This is a genomic window from Micromonospora sp. NBC_00898, from assembly GCF_045207895.1.
GTDB lineage: Bacteria > Actinomycetota > Actinomycetes > Mycobacteriales > Micromonosporaceae > Micromonospora.
This window is the reverse complement of record NZ_CP108775.1, coordinates 4,815,151-4,833,830: the sequence shown is the minus strand read 5'-3', so window position 1 is coordinate 4,833,830 and position 18,680 is coordinate 4,815,151. Positions and strand designations below refer to the sequence as shown.

At 71.0% G+C, this 18,680-nt stretch carries 22 protein-coding genes; 11 read left to right on the top strand and 11 right to left on the bottom strand.

The window, feature by feature from the left end; translation table 11 throughout:
• Positions 1-24 precede the first annotated feature (24 nt).
• The 3 genes from OG799_RS23480 to OG799_RS23470 all read left to right on the top strand — a co-directional run bounded on the left by OG799_RS23480 (position 25) and on the right by OG799_RS23470 (position 2,556).
• Positions 25-1,221: a phosphotransferase family protein gene (locus tag OG799_RS23480; RefSeq protein WP_406037549.1), complete on the top strand. Its 1,197-nt coding sequence runs from the start codon at positions 25-27 to the stop codon at positions 1,219-1,221.
• Positions 1,222-1,309: 88 nt separating this feature from the next.
• Entirely contained in the window at positions 1,310-2,170 is an 861-nt protein-coding gene (locus tag OG799_RS23475) for a hypothetical protein (protein ID WP_406037547.1), read from the top strand.
• Positions 2,167-2,556 (top strand): GntR family transcriptional regulator, encoded by a 390-nt coding sequence (locus tag OG799_RS23470; RefSeq protein WP_406037545.1) that lies wholly within the window; start codon positions 2,167-2,169, stop codon positions 2,554-2,556. The genes OG799_RS23475 and OG799_RS23470 overlap by 4 nt, the downstream gene beginning before the upstream one ends.
• Positions 2,557-2,562: 6 nt before the next feature.
• Here OG799_RS23470 and OG799_RS23465 read toward each other — a convergent pair whose 3' ends face one another.
• From OG799_RS23465 to OG799_RS23450, 4 genes are all read right to left on the bottom strand, one after another.
• Positions 2,563-3,423 carry a helix-turn-helix domain-containing protein gene (locus OG799_RS23465; RefSeq protein WP_406046379.1) on the bottom strand — a complete coding sequence of 287 codons (861 nt, stop codon included), beginning with the start codon at positions 3,421-3,423 and terminating at the stop codon, positions 2,563-2,565.
• 202 nt (positions 3,424-3,625) lie between these two features.
• Positions 3,626-4,432 carry a serine hydrolase domain-containing protein gene (locus OG799_RS23460; protein ID WP_406037543.1) on the bottom strand — a complete coding sequence of 269 codons (807 nt, stop codon included), beginning with the start codon at positions 4,430-4,432 and terminating at the stop codon, positions 3,626-3,628.
• Positions 4,429-5,010 (bottom strand): serine hydrolase domain-containing protein, encoded by a 582-nt coding sequence (locus OG799_RS23455; RefSeq protein WP_406037542.1) that lies wholly within the window; start codon positions 5,008-5,010, stop codon positions 4,429-4,431. Before OG799_RS23455 ends, OG799_RS23460 begins: the two co-directional genes overlap by 4 nt.
• A 333-nt stretch (positions 5,011-5,343) precedes the next feature.
• The gene (locus OG799_RS23450; protein ID WP_406037540.1) at positions 5,344-6,018 is read right to left on the bottom strand and encodes a TetR/AcrR family transcriptional regulator C-terminal domain-containing protein; all 675 of its coding nucleotides are present in this window, start codon (positions 6,016-6,018) and stop codon (positions 5,344-5,346) included.
• Between the two features lie 123 nt (positions 6,019-6,141).
• On the opposite strand from OG799_RS23450, the gene OG799_RS23445 reads away from it, so the two are divergent.
• The 3 genes from OG799_RS23445 (at position 6,142) to OG799_RS23435 (ending at position 7,197) form a co-directional block, all read left to right on the top strand.
• A complete protein-coding gene (locus OG799_RS23445) occupies positions 6,142-6,660 on the top strand; it encodes a hypothetical protein (RefSeq protein ID WP_406037538.1) in 519 nt (172 codons plus the stop codon).
• Positions 6,661-6,813: 153 nt separating this feature from the next.
• On the top strand, positions 6,814-6,984 hold the full coding sequence (locus tag OG799_RS23440) for a hypothetical protein (protein WP_406037536.1): 171 nt from the start codon (positions 6,814-6,816) through the stop codon (positions 6,982-6,984).
• Between the two features lie 57 nt (positions 6,985-7,041).
• On the top strand, positions 7,042-7,197 hold the full coding sequence (locus OG799_RS23435) for a hypothetical protein (protein WP_406037534.1): 156 nt from the start codon (positions 7,042-7,044) through the stop codon (positions 7,195-7,197).
• Between the two features lie 86 nt (positions 7,198-7,283).
• Here the strand turns inward: OG799_RS23435 and OG799_RS23430 are convergent, their stop codons facing one another.
• On the bottom strand, positions 7,284-8,063 hold the full coding sequence (locus tag OG799_RS23430; RefSeq protein WP_406037532.1) for a YqjF family protein: 780 nt from the start codon (positions 8,061-8,063) through the stop codon (positions 7,284-7,286).
• Between the two features lie 41 nt (positions 8,064-8,104).
• Entirely contained in the window at positions 8,105-8,977 is an 873-nt protein-coding gene (locus OG799_RS23425) for an alpha/beta fold hydrolase (RefSeq protein ID WP_406037530.1), read from the bottom strand.
• A gap of 316 nt (positions 8,978-9,293) precedes the next feature.
• On the opposite strand from OG799_RS23425, the gene OG799_RS23420 reads away from it, so the two are divergent.
• Positions 9,294-10,118, top strand: coding sequence for an inositol monophosphatase family protein (locus OG799_RS23420; protein WP_406037528.1), 825 nt, complete (start codon positions 9,294-9,296; stop codon positions 10,116-10,118).
• A gap of 758 nt (positions 10,119-10,876) precedes the next feature.
• The gene (locus OG799_RS23415) at positions 10,877-11,407 is read left to right on the top strand and encodes a hypothetical protein (protein WP_406037526.1); all 531 of its coding nucleotides are present in this window, start codon (positions 10,877-10,879) and stop codon (positions 11,405-11,407) included.
• 22 nt (positions 11,408-11,429) lie between these two features.
• Here OG799_RS23415 and OG799_RS23410 read toward each other — a convergent pair whose 3' ends face one another.
• On the bottom strand, positions 11,430-12,044 hold the full coding sequence (locus OG799_RS23410; protein ID WP_406037524.1) for a hypothetical protein: 615 nt from the start codon (positions 12,042-12,044) through the stop codon (positions 11,430-11,432).
• 176 nt (positions 12,045-12,220) lie between these two features.
• Positions 12,221-12,865, bottom strand: coding sequence for a TetR/AcrR family transcriptional regulator (locus OG799_RS23405; RefSeq protein ID WP_406037522.1), 645 nt, complete (start codon positions 12,863-12,865; stop codon positions 12,221-12,223).
• A 94-nt stretch (positions 12,866-12,959) separates the two neighbouring features.
• On the opposite strand from OG799_RS23405, the gene OG799_RS23400 reads away from it, so the two are divergent.
• Positions 12,960-13,373, top strand: a complete 414-nt coding sequence (locus OG799_RS23400; RefSeq protein ID WP_406037520.1) for a heme-binding protein — start codon at positions 12,960-12,962, stop codon at positions 13,371-13,373.
• Between the two features lie 306 nt (positions 13,374-13,679).
• Here the strand turns inward: OG799_RS23400 and OG799_RS23395 are convergent, their stop codons facing one another.
• The gene (locus OG799_RS23395; RefSeq protein WP_406037518.1) at positions 13,680-14,072 is read right to left on the bottom strand and encodes a hypothetical protein; all 393 of its coding nucleotides are present in this window, start codon (positions 14,070-14,072) and stop codon (positions 13,680-13,682) included.
• 106 nt (positions 14,073-14,178) lie between these two features.
• On the opposite strand from OG799_RS23395, the gene OG799_RS23390 reads away from it, so the two are divergent.
• Both OG799_RS23390 and OG799_RS23385 read left to right on the top strand, forming a co-directional pair.
• Complete coding sequence (locus tag OG799_RS23390) at positions 14,179-14,910, top strand: class I SAM-dependent methyltransferase (RefSeq protein WP_406037516.1); 732 nt, start codon at positions 14,179-14,181, stop codon at positions 14,908-14,910.
• Between the two features lie 507 nt (positions 14,911-15,417).
• Positions 15,418-16,092 carry an HNH endonuclease family protein gene (locus OG799_RS23385; protein WP_406037514.1) on the top strand — a complete coding sequence of 225 codons (675 nt, stop codon included), beginning with the start codon at positions 15,418-15,420 and terminating at the stop codon, positions 16,090-16,092.
• Positions 16,093-16,155: 63 nt separating this feature from the next.
• Here the strand turns inward: OG799_RS23385 and OG799_RS23380 are convergent, their stop codons facing one another.
• Positions 16,156-16,407, bottom strand: coding sequence for a hypothetical protein (locus OG799_RS23380; RefSeq protein ID WP_406037512.1), 252 nt, complete (start codon positions 16,405-16,407; stop codon positions 16,156-16,158).
• A 33-nt stretch (positions 16,408-16,440) separates the two neighbouring features.
• Positions 16,441-18,654, bottom strand: coding sequence for an ATP-dependent RecD-like DNA helicase (locus OG799_RS23375; RefSeq protein WP_406037510.1), 2,214 nt, complete (start codon positions 18,652-18,654; stop codon positions 16,441-16,443).
• Positions 18,655-18,680 lie beyond the last annotated feature (26 nt).

Here is an 18,680-nt window from a genome sequence, read left to right as displayed (position 1 = left end):
CAACCGGGGCGCTACCCTCCCGGCGTGCCCCGCGTCGTGACCCTCGTCCTGGTCGACCACGCCGGCGCGCCGCTGGGCGCCCTCCCCCCGTACGACGTGCCCGAGCCCTGGTGGCAGGAGGTCGGCTCGGTGGTCACCGAGGCCCGCCGGCGGCACGGCCTCGACGTGGCCGTGCTGCGGCTGCTGACGGCGGACCGGCCGGAGCCGCCCGGCGGCCACCTCACCTACCTGGGCCAGGTCGCCGAGCGCCCGGCCGTGCCTCTGGACTCCGTGTCGGTGGACCTGTCGCCGCACCCGATGCGCGCCCCCTGGGCCGAGCCGGGCGGCCCGGCCGGCAGCATCGCCTGGGCCACCCACGAACTGGAGCGCCTCGGCCGGCCGGTCACCGCCGTCGCGCAGCAGCGCACCTGGAACCTCTCGGCGATCTGGCGCCTCCACGGCGGGCACGGCAGCGCCTGGCTCAAGCAGGTGCCGGTCTTCTTCCGGCACGAGGGCGCGGTGCTGCGCTGGCTCGCCGACGCCGCGCCGGGCGCCACCCCGACGGTGCTCGCCGACGACGGGGCGGGCCGGGTGCTGCTCGACCATGTGCCGGGCGAGGACCGCTACGCGGCCGGCGTCGAGGAGCGGGCCGCCATCGCCGCCGACCACCACACCGTCCAGCTCCGCGCCGCCGACGACCTGCCGGCGCTGATCGCGTCCGGCGTACCGGACCGGCGGGGGCCGGCCGTGGCCCGGTGGATCCGCGCCGCCCTCGCCCCGCACGACGTCTCCACCGTGGACGGCCTGCTCGCCGGCCTCGACGACCGCCTCGATGAGGTACGCCGCTGCGGCCTGCCCGACACCCTCGTCCACGGCGACCTGCACCCCGGCAACGTGCGTGGCGACGGCGAGCGCCGGGTCGTCATCGACTGGGGTGACGCCTTCGTCGGCCACCCCGCCTTCGACATCCTGCGGCTCACCGAGACCCTCGACCCGGCGACGGCCGGCCCGCTGCTGGCGGCCTGGGCGGCCCGGTGGCGGGCCGACGCGCCGGGCTGCGACCCGGACCGGGCGGTCGCGCTGCTGCGCTCGGTCGCCCCGCTGCGGCTGGCCGCCGTGTACGCGACATTCCTCGCCGGCATCGAGCCGAGCGAGCATCCGTACCACGCGGGCGACGTGCCGGCCTGCGTGTCGCAGGCCGCGGCTGCCGCCGAGGCGGAGCAGGACAGTCTGACAGGCTGACCCCCGGTGCTTGTATCAGCTCATTGACACAACCACGGCGACCGATCATGCTCGCTTGTGTCAGATGCTTGAGACAAGAGGAGTGGTCATGCTCGTCACGGTGATCCTCGGGCTCGTGGTGCTGCTGCTCGCCGCCGCGCTGACCGGTCCGTCGGCGCCGCCCGACCCGGCGACCGACCACATCCGGCGGACCACCCGGCGCTGGCGCTGGACCGGCCTGACCCTCGGCGTGGCGGTCGCCGCCGTCGCCGCCGGCTTCGACCCGCTCGGGCGTGGCGTGCTGCTCGCCGCGCCGCTGTTCGGCCTCTGCGTGCTGGCCGGCGTGGTGGCGGGCGAGAGCCGCGCCGTCCGCCCCGCCGGAACCACCCGCCGCGCGGCGCTGGAGACCCGACAAATCCGCCACTACCTGCCGCGCCGCCCCGCTACGGCGGTGGCCGCCGCCGGTGCCGCGCTGGCCGTCCTGCTGGTCGCCACCACCGCCGCCGGATCCGCCGACGACCTCGGCCGCGCCGGCCGCTCCCTGGCGTACGACTGCGGCGAGATCATCGGCTCCCACGGCCCGTGGGCCGGCTCGTTCTACAGCCTCCCGCTCGCCCTGGAGGTCGGCGTCGGCGTGCTGATCGCCGCGCTGGCGCTGTACCAGGTCGTCGGGCGCCCCCGCCCGCAGGCCGACGCCGGTGACCTGGTGCCCGACGACGCCGAGCGGCGCCGCTCCGCCGCCGCCGTCACCGGCGCCTGCGGCGTCCTGGTCACCATCCCGCTGCTCGGCGTCTGCCTGGTCACCGCCGCCGGGCTGCTGGCCAGCCCGTGCCGGCCCCTGTGGTGGACCGTCGCCGCCTGGCTGCTGATCCTGCTCACCCCGGTCTGGCTCGCGGTGCTGGTGTGGAGCGCCGCCGCCATCCTGAACCCCGGCGCCCGCGCCTCCCGGACCGACCCGGTGTCCGCGTGAGCGCGCCACCCACCCTGCGGTTCGACACGGACGACCCCACGCCCCCGTACGAGCAACTGCGGCGGCAGCTCGTGGACCTGATTCAGTTCGGAGTGCTCCACCCCGGGGAGCGGCTGCCGCCGCTGCGGCAGCTCGCCGGCGACCTGGGCCTGGCCGTCGGCACCGTCGCCCGCACGTACCGGGAGCTGGAGACCGCCGGCCTGGTCCGGTCGCGACGCGGCGGCGGCACCCGGGTGGCGGACCGGGCCGCCACGCCGCCGGCCGCCGAACGCCGCCGCGCCCTCGACCGGCACGCGACCGCCTACCTGCGGCAGGCCCGGCTGCTCGGCGCGGACCGGGAAGCGGCACTCGACGCCCTCCGGCGGGTCTGGGCCACCGAGGGCTGAGGTCCCTCAGGCCCGCCGCACCGGGATCCACAGCTCTGCGTCGGCCTGCTTCCCGTCCGCCGACACCCGGACCTTCGAGATCTCCGGGCCGGGCCGGCTTTCGTACGGGTTCGACGGGAACCACTGGGTGAACACGTCCCGCCACAGGTACTGCACCGCCTGCGGGAACTCACCGGAGACCTCGAAGACCGCCCAGGCGCCCGCCGCCACCGGCAGGCTCGCCAGATCCTCCGGCACGTCGGCGCCGGTCACCACCCCGTGCCAGTAGTCCAGTTCCGTGCCCTCCTCCCGGCTGCCGGCGAGGTCGTCGCTGACGTTCACGATGCCCCGCGGATCCTGGTCCGACAGCGCCTCCATCCGGCGTACGGTCTCCTGGTCAATGCTCCGGATGAACGCGACGATCGACGGGTTCATCCCCTCGTGGACCAGGGGAACACGGGCCTTCCGCCCGACCAGGCGGAAGCCGTCCTTCTCCACGATCCGGTATCGCATGCTGGTGCTCCCTTCAACGACGAGTCGGAAAGACATCCGGGGCTGGGCGCGCAGCGCCGCCCCCGTACGCCGGGCTTCGCTCGGACCGATGCCATGCACGGCGCGGAACGCCCGGGCGAACGCCTCGTTCGAGCCGTATCCCCAGCGCACCGCGATGTCGAGCAGCGACTCCTCGCCGGCGAGGACCTCCGCGCCGGCGACGGTGAGCCGTCGCCGCCGGACGTATTCCGACAGCGGGGTGCCGGCCAGCGCGGAGAACAGCCGTCGGAAGTGGTACTCCGAGGTGACCGCGATCCGGGCCAGCTCGGCCACCTCGACCGGCTGGTCGAGGTGCCGCTCGATGTGCTCCATGGCCTGGTTGAGCCGTTCCAGCACCCGGCTCTCCTTCCGTTTTCCGCCACCGACGTTAGGCGCCGCCGCAGCGCCCGACCCGACATCATCGAGCCCGGCCCGGTCGGGCGGGAGCTGCGGCACCGCAACGGCCCGGTCGTCGTCGACCGCCCTGCCACCCCGGAGCGCCGCCGCCGCTGCCGCGCCACTGTCCACCATGGAATCCAAGCGTGGCGCATGACCGCTGCTACTCGAAGGTCGTGGGAACGCGCTTGAACAACCGGCCGGCGAGGTCGAGCCCGGTGATCGCGCCGCTCTCGTCGCGGGCGAAGAAGCCGCGTTGCCCCTTCAGGCCACCGCTGGTGACGATGTATTCGTCCGCATCGCCGGGCAGCAGGCCGAGATCGGCCGGTGGGAGATCCGGGGGTAGTTCGGTGTCCGTGGCCGCGCGGATCTCCGGTTTGATCCCGCATTCGACCGTCAATCCGGTCCCGTCCGTGGCGATGGTGAGCGTCATCATGTCGTTTTCGTAGCTCCCGAGGACTTCCCTGGCCCGCGCATCGTCAAAGGGAAGCGGCTCCGGGTCCCGGTCGACGACGCCCAGGTAGTGCTCGAGCGTCCACCGGACGACGGCCTGGTTGAAGGCGAGGCCGCCGTCCGGGCCCGCGTTGGACAGCGTGACGACCGCGAAGTTACGTGCGGGGACGATGAGGAGCTCGGCGAACTGGCCGTTGGCCGTTCCGCCGTGCCCGACGGTGCGAACGCCGTCCACGTCGCGGAGGAACCAGCAGATGCCGAAGGCGTCGCCGAGCGTGCTGCCCCGCAAATCGACCGTCTGCTCCTTCATCTGCTGCAGCACGTCGGTGGGCAGCACCCGGGCACCGTCCTCCGCGCGGCCGTCACCGAGATGAAACCGGGCCCACCGAAGCTGGTCCGCCACCGAGGACACGCCGCCCGCGCCGGGGTTGTTGGCGCGGCTGCCCTTCCACTGCCGCGCGACGGACAGCGTTCCGTCCTCGGCGAGGTTGTGCCCCACCGCGAACCGCCGGGTCATGATGTCGTTGCGAAGGAACTGTGCGACAGCCCCAGCGGCTCGAACAGGAGCGAGGCGATGGCCTGCTCGTAGGTCAGGCCCGTGACCTTTTCGATGATCCGCCCGGCGAGGTCGTACCCCACCTGGCTGTAGGAGGCTCGGGCACCCGGTGGCGCGATCAGTTCCGACTCGGCCATCTTCGTCACATATGCGGCCAGGGCGTCGTCCCCCTCTCCGGTCTCGACGCTCATCCTCCAGTCCAGCCCCGCGGTGTGATTGAGCAGCTGCAACACGGTGATCTCCGCCGCGGCCCGCTCATCCGGGAGCACGAGCTCGGGGACATACCGGCGCACCGGCGCGTCCAGGTCGACCCGCCCCTGCGCGACCAGGCGCATCAGCGCGGTCGCCGTGAAGGGCTTCGTGACCGAGCCCAGCACGAACAGCGTGTCCCGGTCGACGGGCAGCGGGTTCTCGACGCTCGTCACCCCGTGGCACGCGTACACCTCCCGCCCGTCCGCCCACACCCCGACGGCGACGCCGGGAACCCCGAACTTGGTGGCCGCCGCCTCGACGAACTCCGCCAGCTTCTCCTGCGACATTTTCCGTCCCTCGCTCCGTCTTGTACTTTGTTCAAGTTGCTGTCGGGACGACATTAGAGCACGGCTTGAACGTTGTGCAAGAGACTTCCTGAACTTTGTGCAACTCAATGTTCGGCCTGCGCCTCTGGCGGCATGGCCCGCGATGGCAGCCTCGGGCGCGCGCCCCTGCTTCGCCCATCGGCGGGGCAGTCGGCGGCCGATCTCTGATTCGCGGGGTGTCCCTATTCCCCAGCTCTCGGCGCTCCGGCATCCCTGCCATGCGCGACTCCGGGGGAGCAGAGTTGTCCGGTCCTCTTCGGGGCCGACCCGCCCGGACCTGCTCGGTCGGTCGGGCTATGCGGCGATTTGCTGCTCCAGGCCGTCGAGGAGGACCTGGAGGCCGAACTCGAAGGCCTTGTCGGGAGCGGCGGCATAGCTGGCCGCCGCTGGGGTCTCCAGGCGGGCGCGCAGGCGCGGGTAGCGCATGGCGATCTCGTGGGCCTTGGCCATGGCGTCTTGGAACTGTTCTTCGGCGGTGGTGTCGTCCCGGCTGAGTTTCCGGGTGAGTGAGGCGGTCGCGGCGGCGCCGGCCGCGTTGCCGAGAACGTAGGTGAAGACGGCGGAGGCGGCCTGGTCGGCCTGGGCGCCGGTGAAGCCGGCGGCCTCGTAGACGGCGAGGCTGCGGTCGTCGTGGCGGGCCTTGCCCTCGCCGTAGAGGACGTGTGCAGCGAAGGCCTGTACCAGCCAGGGGTGCCGGGTGAACATCCCGTACAGGTCGATGGCCATGGCGGTGGCCGCGGTGCGCCAGTCGACCGCGTCCAGGTCGGGCAGCTTGAGCTCGCCCCACACCTGGTCGGTGGCGAGCAGGACGAGGTTGCCCTTGTCCTTGACGTGCCAGTACACCGCCGTGGCGGCGGAGTCGAGTCGTTTGCCCAGGGCGCGCATGTTCAGGCCTTCGAGGCCCTCGGCGTCCAGGAGCTCGACGGCGGTGCGGACGATCTGGTCTCGGGTGAGGGTGTCGCGTGGCATGCCCCTCACGGTACGCAGTTGCTTGCACAAAGTTCAAGACAGGTCTTGCACAGTGTTCAAGTCGTCGGCTACCGTCCATCCCGCCAGCCGGTTGAACTAAGTGCAAATTCGAAGGAGAGTCCCATGAACACCCTCGCCGCCGTCATGCAGCTGCTCGTCGCCGCCGCCTTCGTCAGCATCCCGGTGGTCCGCCATCGCTTCGGCCCTGTCGCGAAGGCCGCCGCGGAGGTCGAGCTCCGCCGCCAGAACGTCCGCCCCGAGGTATTGGAGGAGAACAAGCTCCGGTTCGACGCCAGTGGCCACGAGACCGCGGCCCCGGCGACCGTCGCCGCGGTGATGACTGCCACCGCGGCCCTGAACTTCGCCGGCGTCGACCTGGCCCAGCTGCTGACCTGGATCTTTTCCTCGCTGGTCGTGCTGATGAACGTGGCGATCGTCTACAGCAACCTCACCGCGGTGAAGTCCGTGGAGGCCGCCTTCCGCCGCAAGGGCGACCCGGAGCTGACCCGCGTCGAGGTCGCACCCTTCCTCCAGGCCGCCGAGGACGCGTTCCCTCGCTGGGTGCGTGCCCAGACCTACCTCCGCAACACGGCGGTCTTCGGCGGCTCCGCCGTCGCCCTGATCGCCGTCTCCCTCGTCTGACAACGCGCCCCGCGCACGACGTGATGGTAGAAGCCGATGGATCAGGAGGGATTGACCAGAACGTGACCAGGGCCACGCATGCCCCGGTGCGCCGACCGTCGTTGGGCTGATGAGCGACTGGCGGATTGGCAGACCATAGTGGAGGGCCCAAGGATGAAGGAACGCGCCGAGTGGGACGACCTGCGCGAGCGCCGGGTGGCCGAGTCGGGCGCCACGGAGGCGTACGAGGCCGCCCGGATCGCGTTCGAGCTGGGTCGGACGGCGCGGGAGTTGCGGGAGCGTAGGGGCCGGCTCCGTCTCCGCCGGCGCCCGGACCCTGCCTGACCACCTCCCGCCCGGACGTCCCGGAACTACAGCGCGGAGTCGGTCAACGCCGTCGTCGTGATCGTCATCGAGCACCGTCACGCAGACGGCGAGTCATGCGGGGATATCGGGGCACGCCGCGCCGCCACCGTCGACCTGGCCCAACCGCTCGGGGAGCGGGCGGTCCTCGAGGTGCAGCAGGGCACGCCGGTCGCGCTGACGGTCACCGGCTGATCCTCTCCGCCCCGGCGCTGCTGGTCGCCTGCCGCGCCGGCGACCCGGACGGGGCGGCGGACCGGGTCCGGCTGTCGACGTGCTGATCACCGCCGCCCGCCGCCGTGCGTCGGCCCCTGCGGTCGGCCGGGTTGGTGCACGGTGACCGGGGGTCCGAACCGGACCGGGACGCCGGGGGAGTAGAGCACGCTCGCCGGCGGTCCGGCCGGTGGCGGCAGCCCGGCGGCGCTGACCAGCTCGTCGTCGAGGTGCAGCAGCTCAGCCCGGTGCAGCGGCCAGCGGGGATGCCAGTTCGGCAGGTGCAGGGTGCGCCCGTACGCCCGGGTGTGCAGCCCCCAGCGGGCGGTGACGAAGTGCTCCAGCGGGGTCGGCTCGGCGATCGGCTCACCCACCCGCACCTCCATCCGGCTGGTCGCGCCGGCCGGGCCGGGCCAGCGGCGGCGGCAGCGGTAGGTGAGGTGGTCCCCGTCCCGGTCCAGCCGCATCGCCGACCACTTGTACGGCAGCCGCAGGCTGAGCTGGGCGACCAGCACCGGGACCAGCCGGGACGCGTCGAGCGAGCGGAACACCACGGCCCGCCGGCCGGTGCCGTCGACCGAGTACAGCCGGACGTTGGTCTCCCAGGAGCTGCCGAAGTACGGCACTCCCGGTCCCCGTCCGAGGCCCAGCCCGACCAGCCGGAAACCGATCAGGCCGACGTAGGTGAGCCCGTCGAGGGTGTCCGGGCGGGTGCCGGCGGGCAGCAGCGGCGCGACCAGTTCCGGCGCGACCGCCCAGTGCAGGAAGGTGAGGTCCCGCCAGCGCTGCCGGAGGATCGCGCGGCGGAACCTCTGTTCAGGCGCGCACTCGACCGGGTCGATGTCCACGTACCCATGGTGCCCGTCGAAGGCTGCCGTCGGGAATTCCGTCAGGTGAGGAAGGCCAGAAGCTCTCGGGTCGTCTCGTCGGGGGCCTCCTCGGGCAGGAAGTGCCCCGCCGCGACGGGACGTCCGTCGACGTGGTCGGCCCAGGCCCGCCACACCTCCAGCGGCTCATTCCAGCTCGCCACCGGGCCGGCGTGACTCCACAGCGCCAGGACCGGACACCGGATCCGCCGGTTGCCGCAGTCGGCCTCGTCCTGTTGGTAGTCCAGCGTCGCGGCCGCCCGGTACTGCTCGCAGATGGCGTGGATCGTGTCCGGGGCGCTGAGCTTCGCCACGTACTCCGCCCGGACGGCCGCCGGGAAGGCGTCCGGCACCTCGGACAACGAGTCGAGCATGTAGTCGACGATGACCTCCGGTGCCTGGCCGACGAGTCGCTCGGGTACCGGCTCGGGCGCGGCGAGGAACGACCAGAGCCAGAACCCGAGGCTGAAGTCCGTGTCGGCGCCGCCGAACGCGTCGCCGGTGGGCACGATGTCGAGCACCGCGAGGCGGGTGACGGTGTCGGGGTGGTCCAGCGCCATCCGGTACGCGCAGCGCGCACCGCGATCGTGCCCGACGACGGCGAACGTGTCGTATCCCAGGAGCCGCATGACCTCGACCTGCTCGCGGGCCACCTGGCGCATGCTGTACGGGGCATGGTCCGGATCGCTCGGTGGCTTCCCGCTGTCGCCGAAGCCGCGCAGGTCGGTGGCCACGACGGTGAACCGTTCCGCGAGTCGCGGGGCGACCCGGTGCCACATGAGGTGGGTCTCCGGCATGCCGTGCAGCAGCAGGACCGGCGGGCCGTCGCCGCCCCGGCGCCCGTGGACGGTCGTGTCCGTGGTGGCGATGTCCAGTTCCTCGAAACCCTCGAACACCGGATCCGTCCCCTTCCCGGTTGACCCAGGATCGCGGCCCGGACGTGGGGTCAGCTGGTCCGCCGGCCCTTGCTGGCCCGCGACCCACCGGTGGATCGCAACCTTGAGAGGACCGTTCCCGTGCGGCTGCCGTTTACTCCGTCGAGCGCGCGGCGGGGTCGAGGAAGATGAGCCGGGCGTTGTGCGCAGGGCAGCCGGGGCCGGCGAAAACCGGGCAGTACCTGGAACGACAGACTCTCCCTCACCGGCGTCGCCACCGCCCTGTGAATGCGAGCCAGGCACGGACGCTCCGGACCAGGCTCACTACCCTGACCGCATGCTGATCACGGACACGGACCTGACCATTGCGGCAGCGCAAGCAGGAGCTGCTGTGGTGCGCTCCAACTACGGTGCATCGCTGGCGCGCGTTGAGAAGTCGCGGGGCGACTTCGCCACTGCCGCCGACATCGAAGCGGAGAAGGTCATCCTCGACGTTCTTCGCACTGCCCGACCGGACGACGCCGTGACGGGCGAGGAGAGTGGACGCACGGGAGCCGGCGGCGCCGAGCGCATGTGGCTCGTCGACCCCCTGTGCGGCACGCTGAACTATGCCGCGCGGAGCATGCTGGTCGCGGTGAACGTCGCCCTGCGGACGCCCTTCGGCATCACGGTGGCGGCTTCAGTCGACCCGTTCGCCGATGAGGTGTTCTGGACGGACGGCGCGAGCGCGTACGTCCGCCGTGACGGCGTGGACGAGGAGCTGACGCCGTCGGCCGATTCGCGACTGGTCGATGTCAACCTCGATCCGCCGTTCCCGAACGATCCCAGGTTCCGGGCTGTCCGGCTGCTCGCCGACACCGGGTTCGTCGAGCAGTTCCGCCCGCGCGTGGTCTCCACCACCCTGGCGGTGGCCTGGGTGGCAGCCGGTCGGCGGGCCGCGTACGTGACTGACGGCCACCTGCAGGACAGCGTGCATTTCGCCAGCGGGATCGCCCTGTGCCAGGCCGCCGGATGCGTGGTGACCGGCATCCAGGGGCAGCCGCTGCACACCGGCGTGGGCGGGCTCCTCGTGGCGGCGGACCAGGAGACGCATGCCGCCTTGCTGGCGCTCATCGGCCACCAGTTCCCGCCGGAGGGTGGTTCCGCGGTAGCGACATCCTAGAGCCGGGTTCGCCTGCTCGGTCTTGGGAAACGCAGAAGCCCAGGTCGGCGGCCACCTGCGTAGTTGGCCCCGGTCTTGCGGTTCGGATCTCCTCGTCGGGCAGTCGTAGACCGTCCAGTGGATCGCCTCGACTTCCTCTTCGACGCGTAGGCGTAGGAGTCAGCCGTGGGGGTCAATACGGTCAAGGGCCGATCACCATCCAACGGCAACTCTCCGCGCTGGCTGGGCGACGACTGCCGTCGGATCCCTCTTTCCAGCGCAGTCGGCGAGCGTAGCCGGCGCTAGGGCTACGCGGCGCGTGGCAGTGCGGCTCGCATTCTGCATCGGGGCGCTGGCTGTGGCAGCCACTCAGCGGCTGGGGTTGGTACTGGCGTCGCGAACCAGCCAACAAAGGCGCCTCGCCTTCGCGCACGCAGCCTCAGTTCCGCCCAGGTCCGCGCCGTTGGACGTGGTGGGTCGGATACGTGCATCGCTGACCGGGTGAGTTCGATCGCTCGACGTGCGTTTGTCGCCGCAGGCACATGCCTACCTGCCCCGCACACTGCAGGTAGCGGCAGTTGCCGTCCTGTCCGGGTTGGTGGGCGGCGAGTACGTCGATGGCGGAGCCACCAGCAGATGAGCGAGCACCCGCCGCACCACCGACACCCCATCCGACCCTTTGACCCGGCCCGGCCTCCGACCCCGGAGTCGACCAGGCCCACCCGAGCCCCGAAGTCAACGACGCGTCCGACCTCAGCGCCGGGAGCCGCTCTGGCGGTGTGTGGACCGAACAGCGCATCCGCGCCCTCGGCGCGTTCACCGACATGCCCACCGCCGCACGCATCTTCGGCCTCGGCCGGTCCCTGGCCTACGACCTGGCCCGCACCGGCGGCTTTCCCGTCCCGGTCATCCGGGTCGGCGCCCGCTACCGGGTCCCCGTCGCGCCGATCCCGGCCGCCCTGCACCTACCGACCGCCGGTGACTCGACCGCGGCCGTGAACCAGAGCGAGGATCACCACGCGCCAATCAGCAGCACCCACCCCAGCACCACGACCCCGGCTCGTGAGGAGAACCGTGAGCACGCAAGGGTCCGTCTTCAAACGCTGCACCTGCAAGGACAACAACGGTCGGCGACTCGGCGCCGCCTGCCCGAAGCTACGCCGCACCGGCGGCTCCATACGCTCTTCGGCACGAGACCTCGCGCGCCGAGCGCCGCCGCTCCTCCGCCACGTACCGTGACGCCCGGTCGGCGGCAAATCCGTGTGCCTGGTCTCGGATTGAGCGCCATCCGGGCGGTGCTCGCCGGCTGACCCGGTTGTGGCCCGCACCGGATCAGCCAGCGCCGACGACGTCAGGGACGCGGCGGATTGGGCGGATTTTCAGGCGCAACGCGTAGTCGTGCAGAAGAAGACCCGGGCGATTGAGCGCCCACGCCTTCGCTGCCGGCCCGACCCGGTACCGCCGCAGGGGCTTGCCCGCGGCGGTTTCGACGTGCGGCGACGTGACCACCTGTAATGCCTTCCAGGCCACGCCCGCCAGGACGACGAAGTCCCGCCGCACGCAGTCAGCTTCGTCCTCAGGGAACCACTTGAACGCCAGCCGGCCCGGCGACATCGCTTCGGGCCGTTCGGCCGTCGTTCGGTACCGACCGCCGGTAGCGGCGAGCACAGCCTCGTCCGTGGTCACCACGGAGGTGTGCAGATACTGGATGAGAGGCCTCACGGTGCCGCCGTCACGGCCGAGCAGCCGCAGGAACGCCTGCGTGCGGTCGTGGCGCATCGCGGCCGGCAATGAGTCGTGCAGCGTGATGGTCCGGGCCCGCTGGTCGTGGGTCTCCCACTGCCCGAGGTCGGCGATCGCGGGCGCTAGCGCCTCGTCGAACGCTGCCTCGTCCTCGGGCAGCATGAAGGTGCTGACCTGCTTGGAACGCGAACCCGGTTCGAACATCCGGCCATGATGGCAGACGCCCGGCGCTCGTGACAGCCACGCGCCCGCAGACAATTTAGGTCCCCCGACGCCGGCGTAGACAGCAAAAGCATGTCCAAGCCCTCACTAAGCGCCGCGCTCATCGCGGCAGATCAGGAAGCCGGCGCCGATCGGTGGGGCGGGTGGGGCGCCGCGGATCAGAGACCACGGTCGTCAGCCTGCGTCGGTGGTGCGAGTCCGACGAGCTTGGTAAGAAATCGATCGACCTGCTCCGCGAGGGGTGGCCACGGCAGGTTGGGCTCGTTGATCCGTAGCGAGAGCATGCCGATCACCGCGGCGCGGAAATCGAGCGCCACGGTGAGAGGGTCACCGGGCGGGGCGGCCCCGGCATCCATGCACTCCTGTATGGCAGCCGCGGTCCGTGCCAGCAGTGCCTCTTTGAACGGCATGCCGGGACGTCGGCTGGCCTTGCTTTCGTGCATCACCTTGTAGAGGCCGGGATGTTCCTGCGCCCAGGACGCCTGCGCCAGGATCCGCGCGCGCAGCCGCGACGCCGGGGCTTCGTACCTCACCTCCGCAGAAGCGGTTTGCAGCATGTCTTCGTGGCAGCGTTGCATAGCGGCCAGCACGAGCGCATCGCGGTCCGGGAAGTACAGATAGACCGAGGTCGGCGAGATCGATAGTGCGCGCGCGATCGCGCGCAGGGACAGCGCTTCATCGTCGGCAAGCTCGTCGAGCATGTGTACCGCACAGGAAACGATCTCTTCCCGCAGCAGCTCACCCTGGCCCCGGGCATTCGGGCGGCGAGGAGCGGCTGAACGAGCTCTCGGGGTGCTGTCCATGGGCAGATCATTCCAGTCGTCGGATCTTGCACTACAGCCGACCATCAGAATACAGTCATCCATGCGAGGACACCTGTCCACTAAAGGGAGAGTCATGCCAGTCACGCTCTGCGAGGCCCACGAGTTGATCAACGGGGCGCACCAGCGAGCCAGAGAGCTGGGTACCCATATCACGGTCGCCATCGTCGATGAGGGTGGCCACCTGCAGGCCCTCGGCCGCATGGACGGAGCGCCGCCGCTGTCGGCCGAGATTGCCGAGCACAAAGCGGCCAGTGTGGCTCTCATCCGTCGTGACGGCACGGCACTGCGCCAGATGCAGGAGGCATGGCCCGCCTTCTTCAGCCAGATCGATCGGGCTGCGGGCCGGCCCATCCTGGCTGGCGCGGGTTCGATGCTGATCCGGCGAGCCGACACTGTCTTGGGCGCCATTGCCGTCAGCGGTGGACTGCCGCAACAAGACGACGAGTGCGCCGAAGCGGGACTTGCCGGGCTCGCCGCTGGCAATTAGCCCGTCCAGGGCCGCCAGCGCCGGAGCGACCCGTGGTCAGCCACTGGGCAGATCCGCGACCGTCACTGTCCACCGACGCCAAAGAAACCGCAGCACGTAAGCGGCGCGCACGCACATCGGCAGATCCGCGCACCCGCCCGGCCCGGCGATCCGCCATTGGCATCTACGGACAGTGACTCTCCGGCCTGGGCTGACGTCCGCACCGGATTGGGTAGCGATCCACAACTGGCGCCGATCCTCCACCAGGTCGCCACGGTTACCGCGCCGCCGTTCATGCGGGCGTGTGGCGGTCGAAGAGACCGAAACCTATCGGGGGTCGCCACTCGGGTGGTGGTTCGGCTGCCTGCTGATCTGGGTGGCGTATGCCGCCCAGTCACCGTTGGAGGCACGTTGCCAGGCTGCGGCGCTGCCGGTGTGGATGCCGAGCGTGCGCGCGAGAACCGCGGCGGGCAGCTCGGTGGCGAGCTGGAACAGCGCGGTGGACCGGGCCTGTCCGGGCGCAGGCCGTGTCGGCGTAGTCGTTCGCCGAGTTGTCTGTCGCTGATGGGGGCGGCCGGGTAGCTCGCCGGGGAACAACCAGCGTGTCGCGGACGCTTCACCGGCGACGTGATAGCGGCGCCGGTCTCGGACGAGCTCGGGCATCAGGCCGGCCAGAGGTTCGGGCAGAAGGATCGGCTGCGGGCCGAGGCGCAATGCCACCTGTGTGAGCGGAAGCAGCGGGGTAGTCAAGCCAACGTAATTGGCGAATGTGAATCATTCCATTGCCTCCTTGCCCCCCGGCTTGCCAGGTAGTTGGCTCATCGGCATGGCTCGCATCGCATACGACCACGCTGACGCGGCAGCGTTCGAGGCATCCCGCCACCTCACCGATGACGGGCTCGCCTCGTGGCGGGCCGCCGCGATCCGGCACCTCGCCCCACAGCCGGGCACGCGGCTGCTCGACCTGGGCGCTGGCACTGGAAGCTGGGCGCGGGCCTTCACTAACTGGTTCCCCGGCACCCACGTCATCGCCGTCGAGCCATCGGCCGCGATGCGGGCCCGCTCCGTGTTCGAGCCCATCCTCGCTGGCGACGCCGCGCACATCCCGCTCGGCGACGACACCATCGACGGCGCTTGGATTTCCACTGTCATCCACCACGTTCCCGACCTGACCGCCGCAGCGCACGAACTGCGCCGGGTCCTGCGCCCCGGCGCCCCCGTGCTCATCCGGTCGGCGTTCGCCGGCCGGCACCAGGCGATCACCCTGTTCCGCTATTTCCCGGAAGCCATCCGAGTGCTCGACACCTACCCCAGCATCGCCCACGTCGAATCCGCCCTCGCCGACGCCGGGTTCGCCACGGCGGCGATTGAGCAGGTCCCCCAGATCACCGCCGCGTCGCTACGGGAGGCAGCCACCGCACTGCGACGGGAAGCGCACACGCTGCTTCAGCTGATCACCGACGACGAGTACGCCGCCGGAGTCAAGCGACTGCACGCGGCCGCGCGGGTCGGTACCGGTCCCGTGGTCGATGCGCTGGACCTTCTGGTGCTTCGCTGATTATCAGTAGTCTGCTGAAAGCCCGAACCGACCTCCGGCCGGTCTTCCCGGCGCCCCGATCATCCCCGTCAGTCGGGAAGAGGCGCGTCTTGAAGCAGTTCCCGCAGCAGCGAACGAGCTGAGGGGGCGTCGCTGCTCCGCCGCTGCGCGCCGACGATTGACAAGTTCAGTGAAGCCAGCCGTCCCACTTCGGCTCGTAGGCCAGCCCGTGCCTGCCCTGCCGGGACGGTCGCCACGGACTTCGCGAGCATCGGCTCCACCGGTGGCCGCAGGATGCCACGGGTGGTGGGAGTGCTGGCGCGCGGGCGGCCAGCGCTCACCGCGGAGCACGCTTTCGGCGAACCCGAATAGTCCTCATCTCCTTCTCACGGGTTGAGCCGAGCAGGGGAGGGGCGCAGGAATATGTCGAATGCTCAATGGCTGTATGGCATCCCTTTACAGGCATGCCTTTCGATCGACATGATCGTCAGGGACGGTTGCCGTCCACCCCCTGACGAGGAGGCCCCCATGTGGAGCACCCGATCTTTGCCCCGTTTCCCGCGCGCCAGGCGGCAGGCCGCCGCGGTCGCCGTCGCTGCGCTCGCCGGGGCCTGCCTGGCCGGCGTGAACGCGCAGCCAGCCTCGGCCACGCCTCCCGGCATTCCGTCGAAGGCGACGGCCCAGTCGCAGCTCAACGCCCTGACAGTGGCGGCGCAGGGCTCAACGAGTGGCTATTCGCGGGACCTGTTCCCGCACTGGATCACCATCAGCGGCAGCTGCGACACCCGCGAGACCGTCCTCAAGCGTGACGGCACCTCCGTCGTGGTCAACAGCTCCTGCGCGGCCACGTCCGGCCGCTGGTACAGCCCGTACGACGGCGCGACCTGGACCGCCGCGTCGGACGTCGACATCGACCACGTCGTGCCCCTCGCGGAGGCGTGGCGCTCCGGCGCCAGCTCCTGGACGACCAGCCGCCGGCAGAGCTTCGCCAACGACCTCACCCGCCCGCAGCTGATCGCCGTCACCGACAACGTCAACCAATCGAAGGGCGACCAGGACCCGTCGACGTGGCAGCCGCCGCTGTCGTCGTACCGGTGCACCTACAGCAAGATGTGGATCACCGTGAAGTACAGCTGGGGGCTGAAGCTGCAGTCCTCGGAGAAGTCCGCCCTGCAGAGCATGCTCAACACCTGCAGCTCCTGACCGCGCAGCTCCGGCCGGCGGCGCTGCCCTATGGGACGCGACCGCCGGCCGGAACCTGAGCCGTCACTGGGGCGGGGACGAGGCGGCGTCGCCGGCTTGCTTGCGCCAACTGCCGCCGGCGTCGGCGGCGAGGAGGCGCTGGACCATCGCGAGGGCTTCGGGCTCGGTGTCGAATTCCCACCGCAGCACCCGTCCGGTCTCGCTGTCGCCGGCGCGGGCGACGACCTTCCACCGGACCTGGCGGGTCAGCCACACGTCCCGGCGGCCCAGGCGCCCCCAGATCCCGTTCCACCATCTTGCCGCCACGTCCTCCACCACGGCATCGTACAAGTGTTCGACCGTCGGGTGTCAGCTAAGTCGGTGGTCAAGGGCGGTGTGGCGGCGGCCGGCGCCGATGGTGCGTACGGCGGCGGCGAGGGCGCGGCGGGAGCCGACGAGGACGACGAGTTGTTTGGCGCGGGTGACGGCGGTGTAGAGCAGGTTGCGTTGCAGCATCATCCACGCGTTGGTGGTCAGGGGGATGACGACGGCGGGGTATTCGGAGCCTTGGGAGCGGTGGATGGTCATGGCGTAGGCGTGGGCGAGTTCGTCGAGTTCGTCGAAGTCGTAGTCGATGGTCTCGTCCTCGTCGGTGCGGACGGTGAGGGTTTGTTCCTCGGGGGAGAGGGCGGTGACGATGCCGAGGGTGCCGTTGAAGACGCCGGCCTGGCCTTTGTCGTAGTTGTTGCGGATCTGGGTGACCTTGTCGCCGATGCGGAACACCCGCCCACCCATTCGCCGCTCCGGCTGGCCCTCGCGGTGCGGGGTGAGGCGCTGCTGGAGCAGGGTGTTGAGTGCGCCGGCGCCGGCGGGGCCGCGGTGCATGGGGGTGAGGACCTGCACGTCCCGGCGCGGGTCGAGCCCGAACTTCGCGGGGATGCGGGTGTAGGCGACGTCGACGGTCAGGTTGGCGGTGGCGTCGCTGTCGTCGCAGGCGAACAGGAAGAAGTCTGACATGCCCTCGAGGAGGGGTGGGCGGCCGGCGTTGATGCGGTGGGCGTTGGTGACGACGCCGGACTGGGCGGCCTGGCGGAAGATCTGCGTCAACCGCACCCGCGGGATGGCGGGGGCGGCGAGCAGGTCGCGCAGGACCTCTCCGGCGCCGACGGAGGGGAGTTGGTCGACGTCGCCGACCAGCAGCAGGTGCGCGCCGGGCGGAATAGCTTTGACGAGTTTGTTGGCCAGGATCAGGTCGAGCATGGAGGCCTCGTCAACCACGAGCAGGTCTACGTCGAGGGGGTTGTCCCGGTCGTAGGAGGCGTCCCCGCCGGGGCGCAGCTGCAGCAGCCGGTGCACGGTGGCCGCGGGGTGACCGGTGAGCTCGGACAGGCGTTTGGCGGCACGGCCGGTCGGGGCGACGAGGGTGACCTTGGCCTTCTTAGCGGCGGCGAGTTCGACGATCGAGCGGACGGTGAAGCTCTTGCCGCAGCCCGGCCCCCCAGTGAGCACCGCCACCTTCGACGTGAGCGCGAGGCGCACGGCCTGTTCCTGCTCGGGGGCCAGGTCGGCGCCGGTGCGCGCCTTCAACCAGGCCAGGGCCTTGCCCCAGTCGACGCCGGCGAAGTGGGGCAGCCGGTCGGCCCGGTCGTTGAGCAGGCGCAGCAGGGAGCCAGCGAGGGACTGCTCGGCGCGGTGGAACGGCACCAGGTACACCGCCTGCACCGGCTCCCCGTCGCCGCCGGGCAGCGTCTCGCGGACGACGCCCTCGTCGGCGGCGAGGTCGTCGAGGCAGCGGTTGACGAGATCGCCGGGCACGTCGAGGATCTTCGTGGCGTCGGCGACGAGCTGCGCGCCAGGCAGGTAGCAGTGCCCCGAGTCGGTGGCCTCGGACAGGGTGTACTGCAGGCCGGCCATGACCCGCTGCGGGCTGTCGTGGGGGATCCCGACGGCCTGGGCGATGGTGTCGGCGGTCTTGAACCCGATGCCCCACACGTCCGCGGCCAACCGGTACGGCTCCTTCCTGACCACATCGATGGAAGCGTCGGCGTACTGCTTGAAGATCCGCACCGCCAGCGACGTGGACACCCCGACGCCTTGCAGGAAGACCATCACCTCCTTGATGGCCTTCTGCTCCTCCCACGCCGCGGTGATCTTCGCCGTGCGCTTCGGCCCCAGCCCCGGCACCTCCACCAGCCGGGCAGGTTCCTCCTCGATGACCCGCAGGGTGTCCAAGCCGAAATGCGCCACGATCCGCTCGGCGAACACCGGACCGATGCCTTTGACCAGGCCTGAGCCGAGGTAGCGCTGGATGCCCTGGATCGTGGCCGGCAGGACCGTGGTGTAGGAGTCGACCTCGAACTGCCTGCCGTACTGCGGATGCGACGACCACCGTCCGGACAGGCGCAGACTCTCCCCGGGCTGCGCGCCCAGGAGCGCACCCACCACGGTCAACAGGTCACTGCTGCGGTCGGTAGCCACCCGGGCGACGGTGTAGCCGGTCTCCTCGTTGACGTAGGTCAGCCGCTCCAACACCGCATCCAGGGTTGCCAGCGGGGGACGGGTGGGAGCAGACACAGCCACCATCTTGCCGTCCCCCGCTGACACCGCTA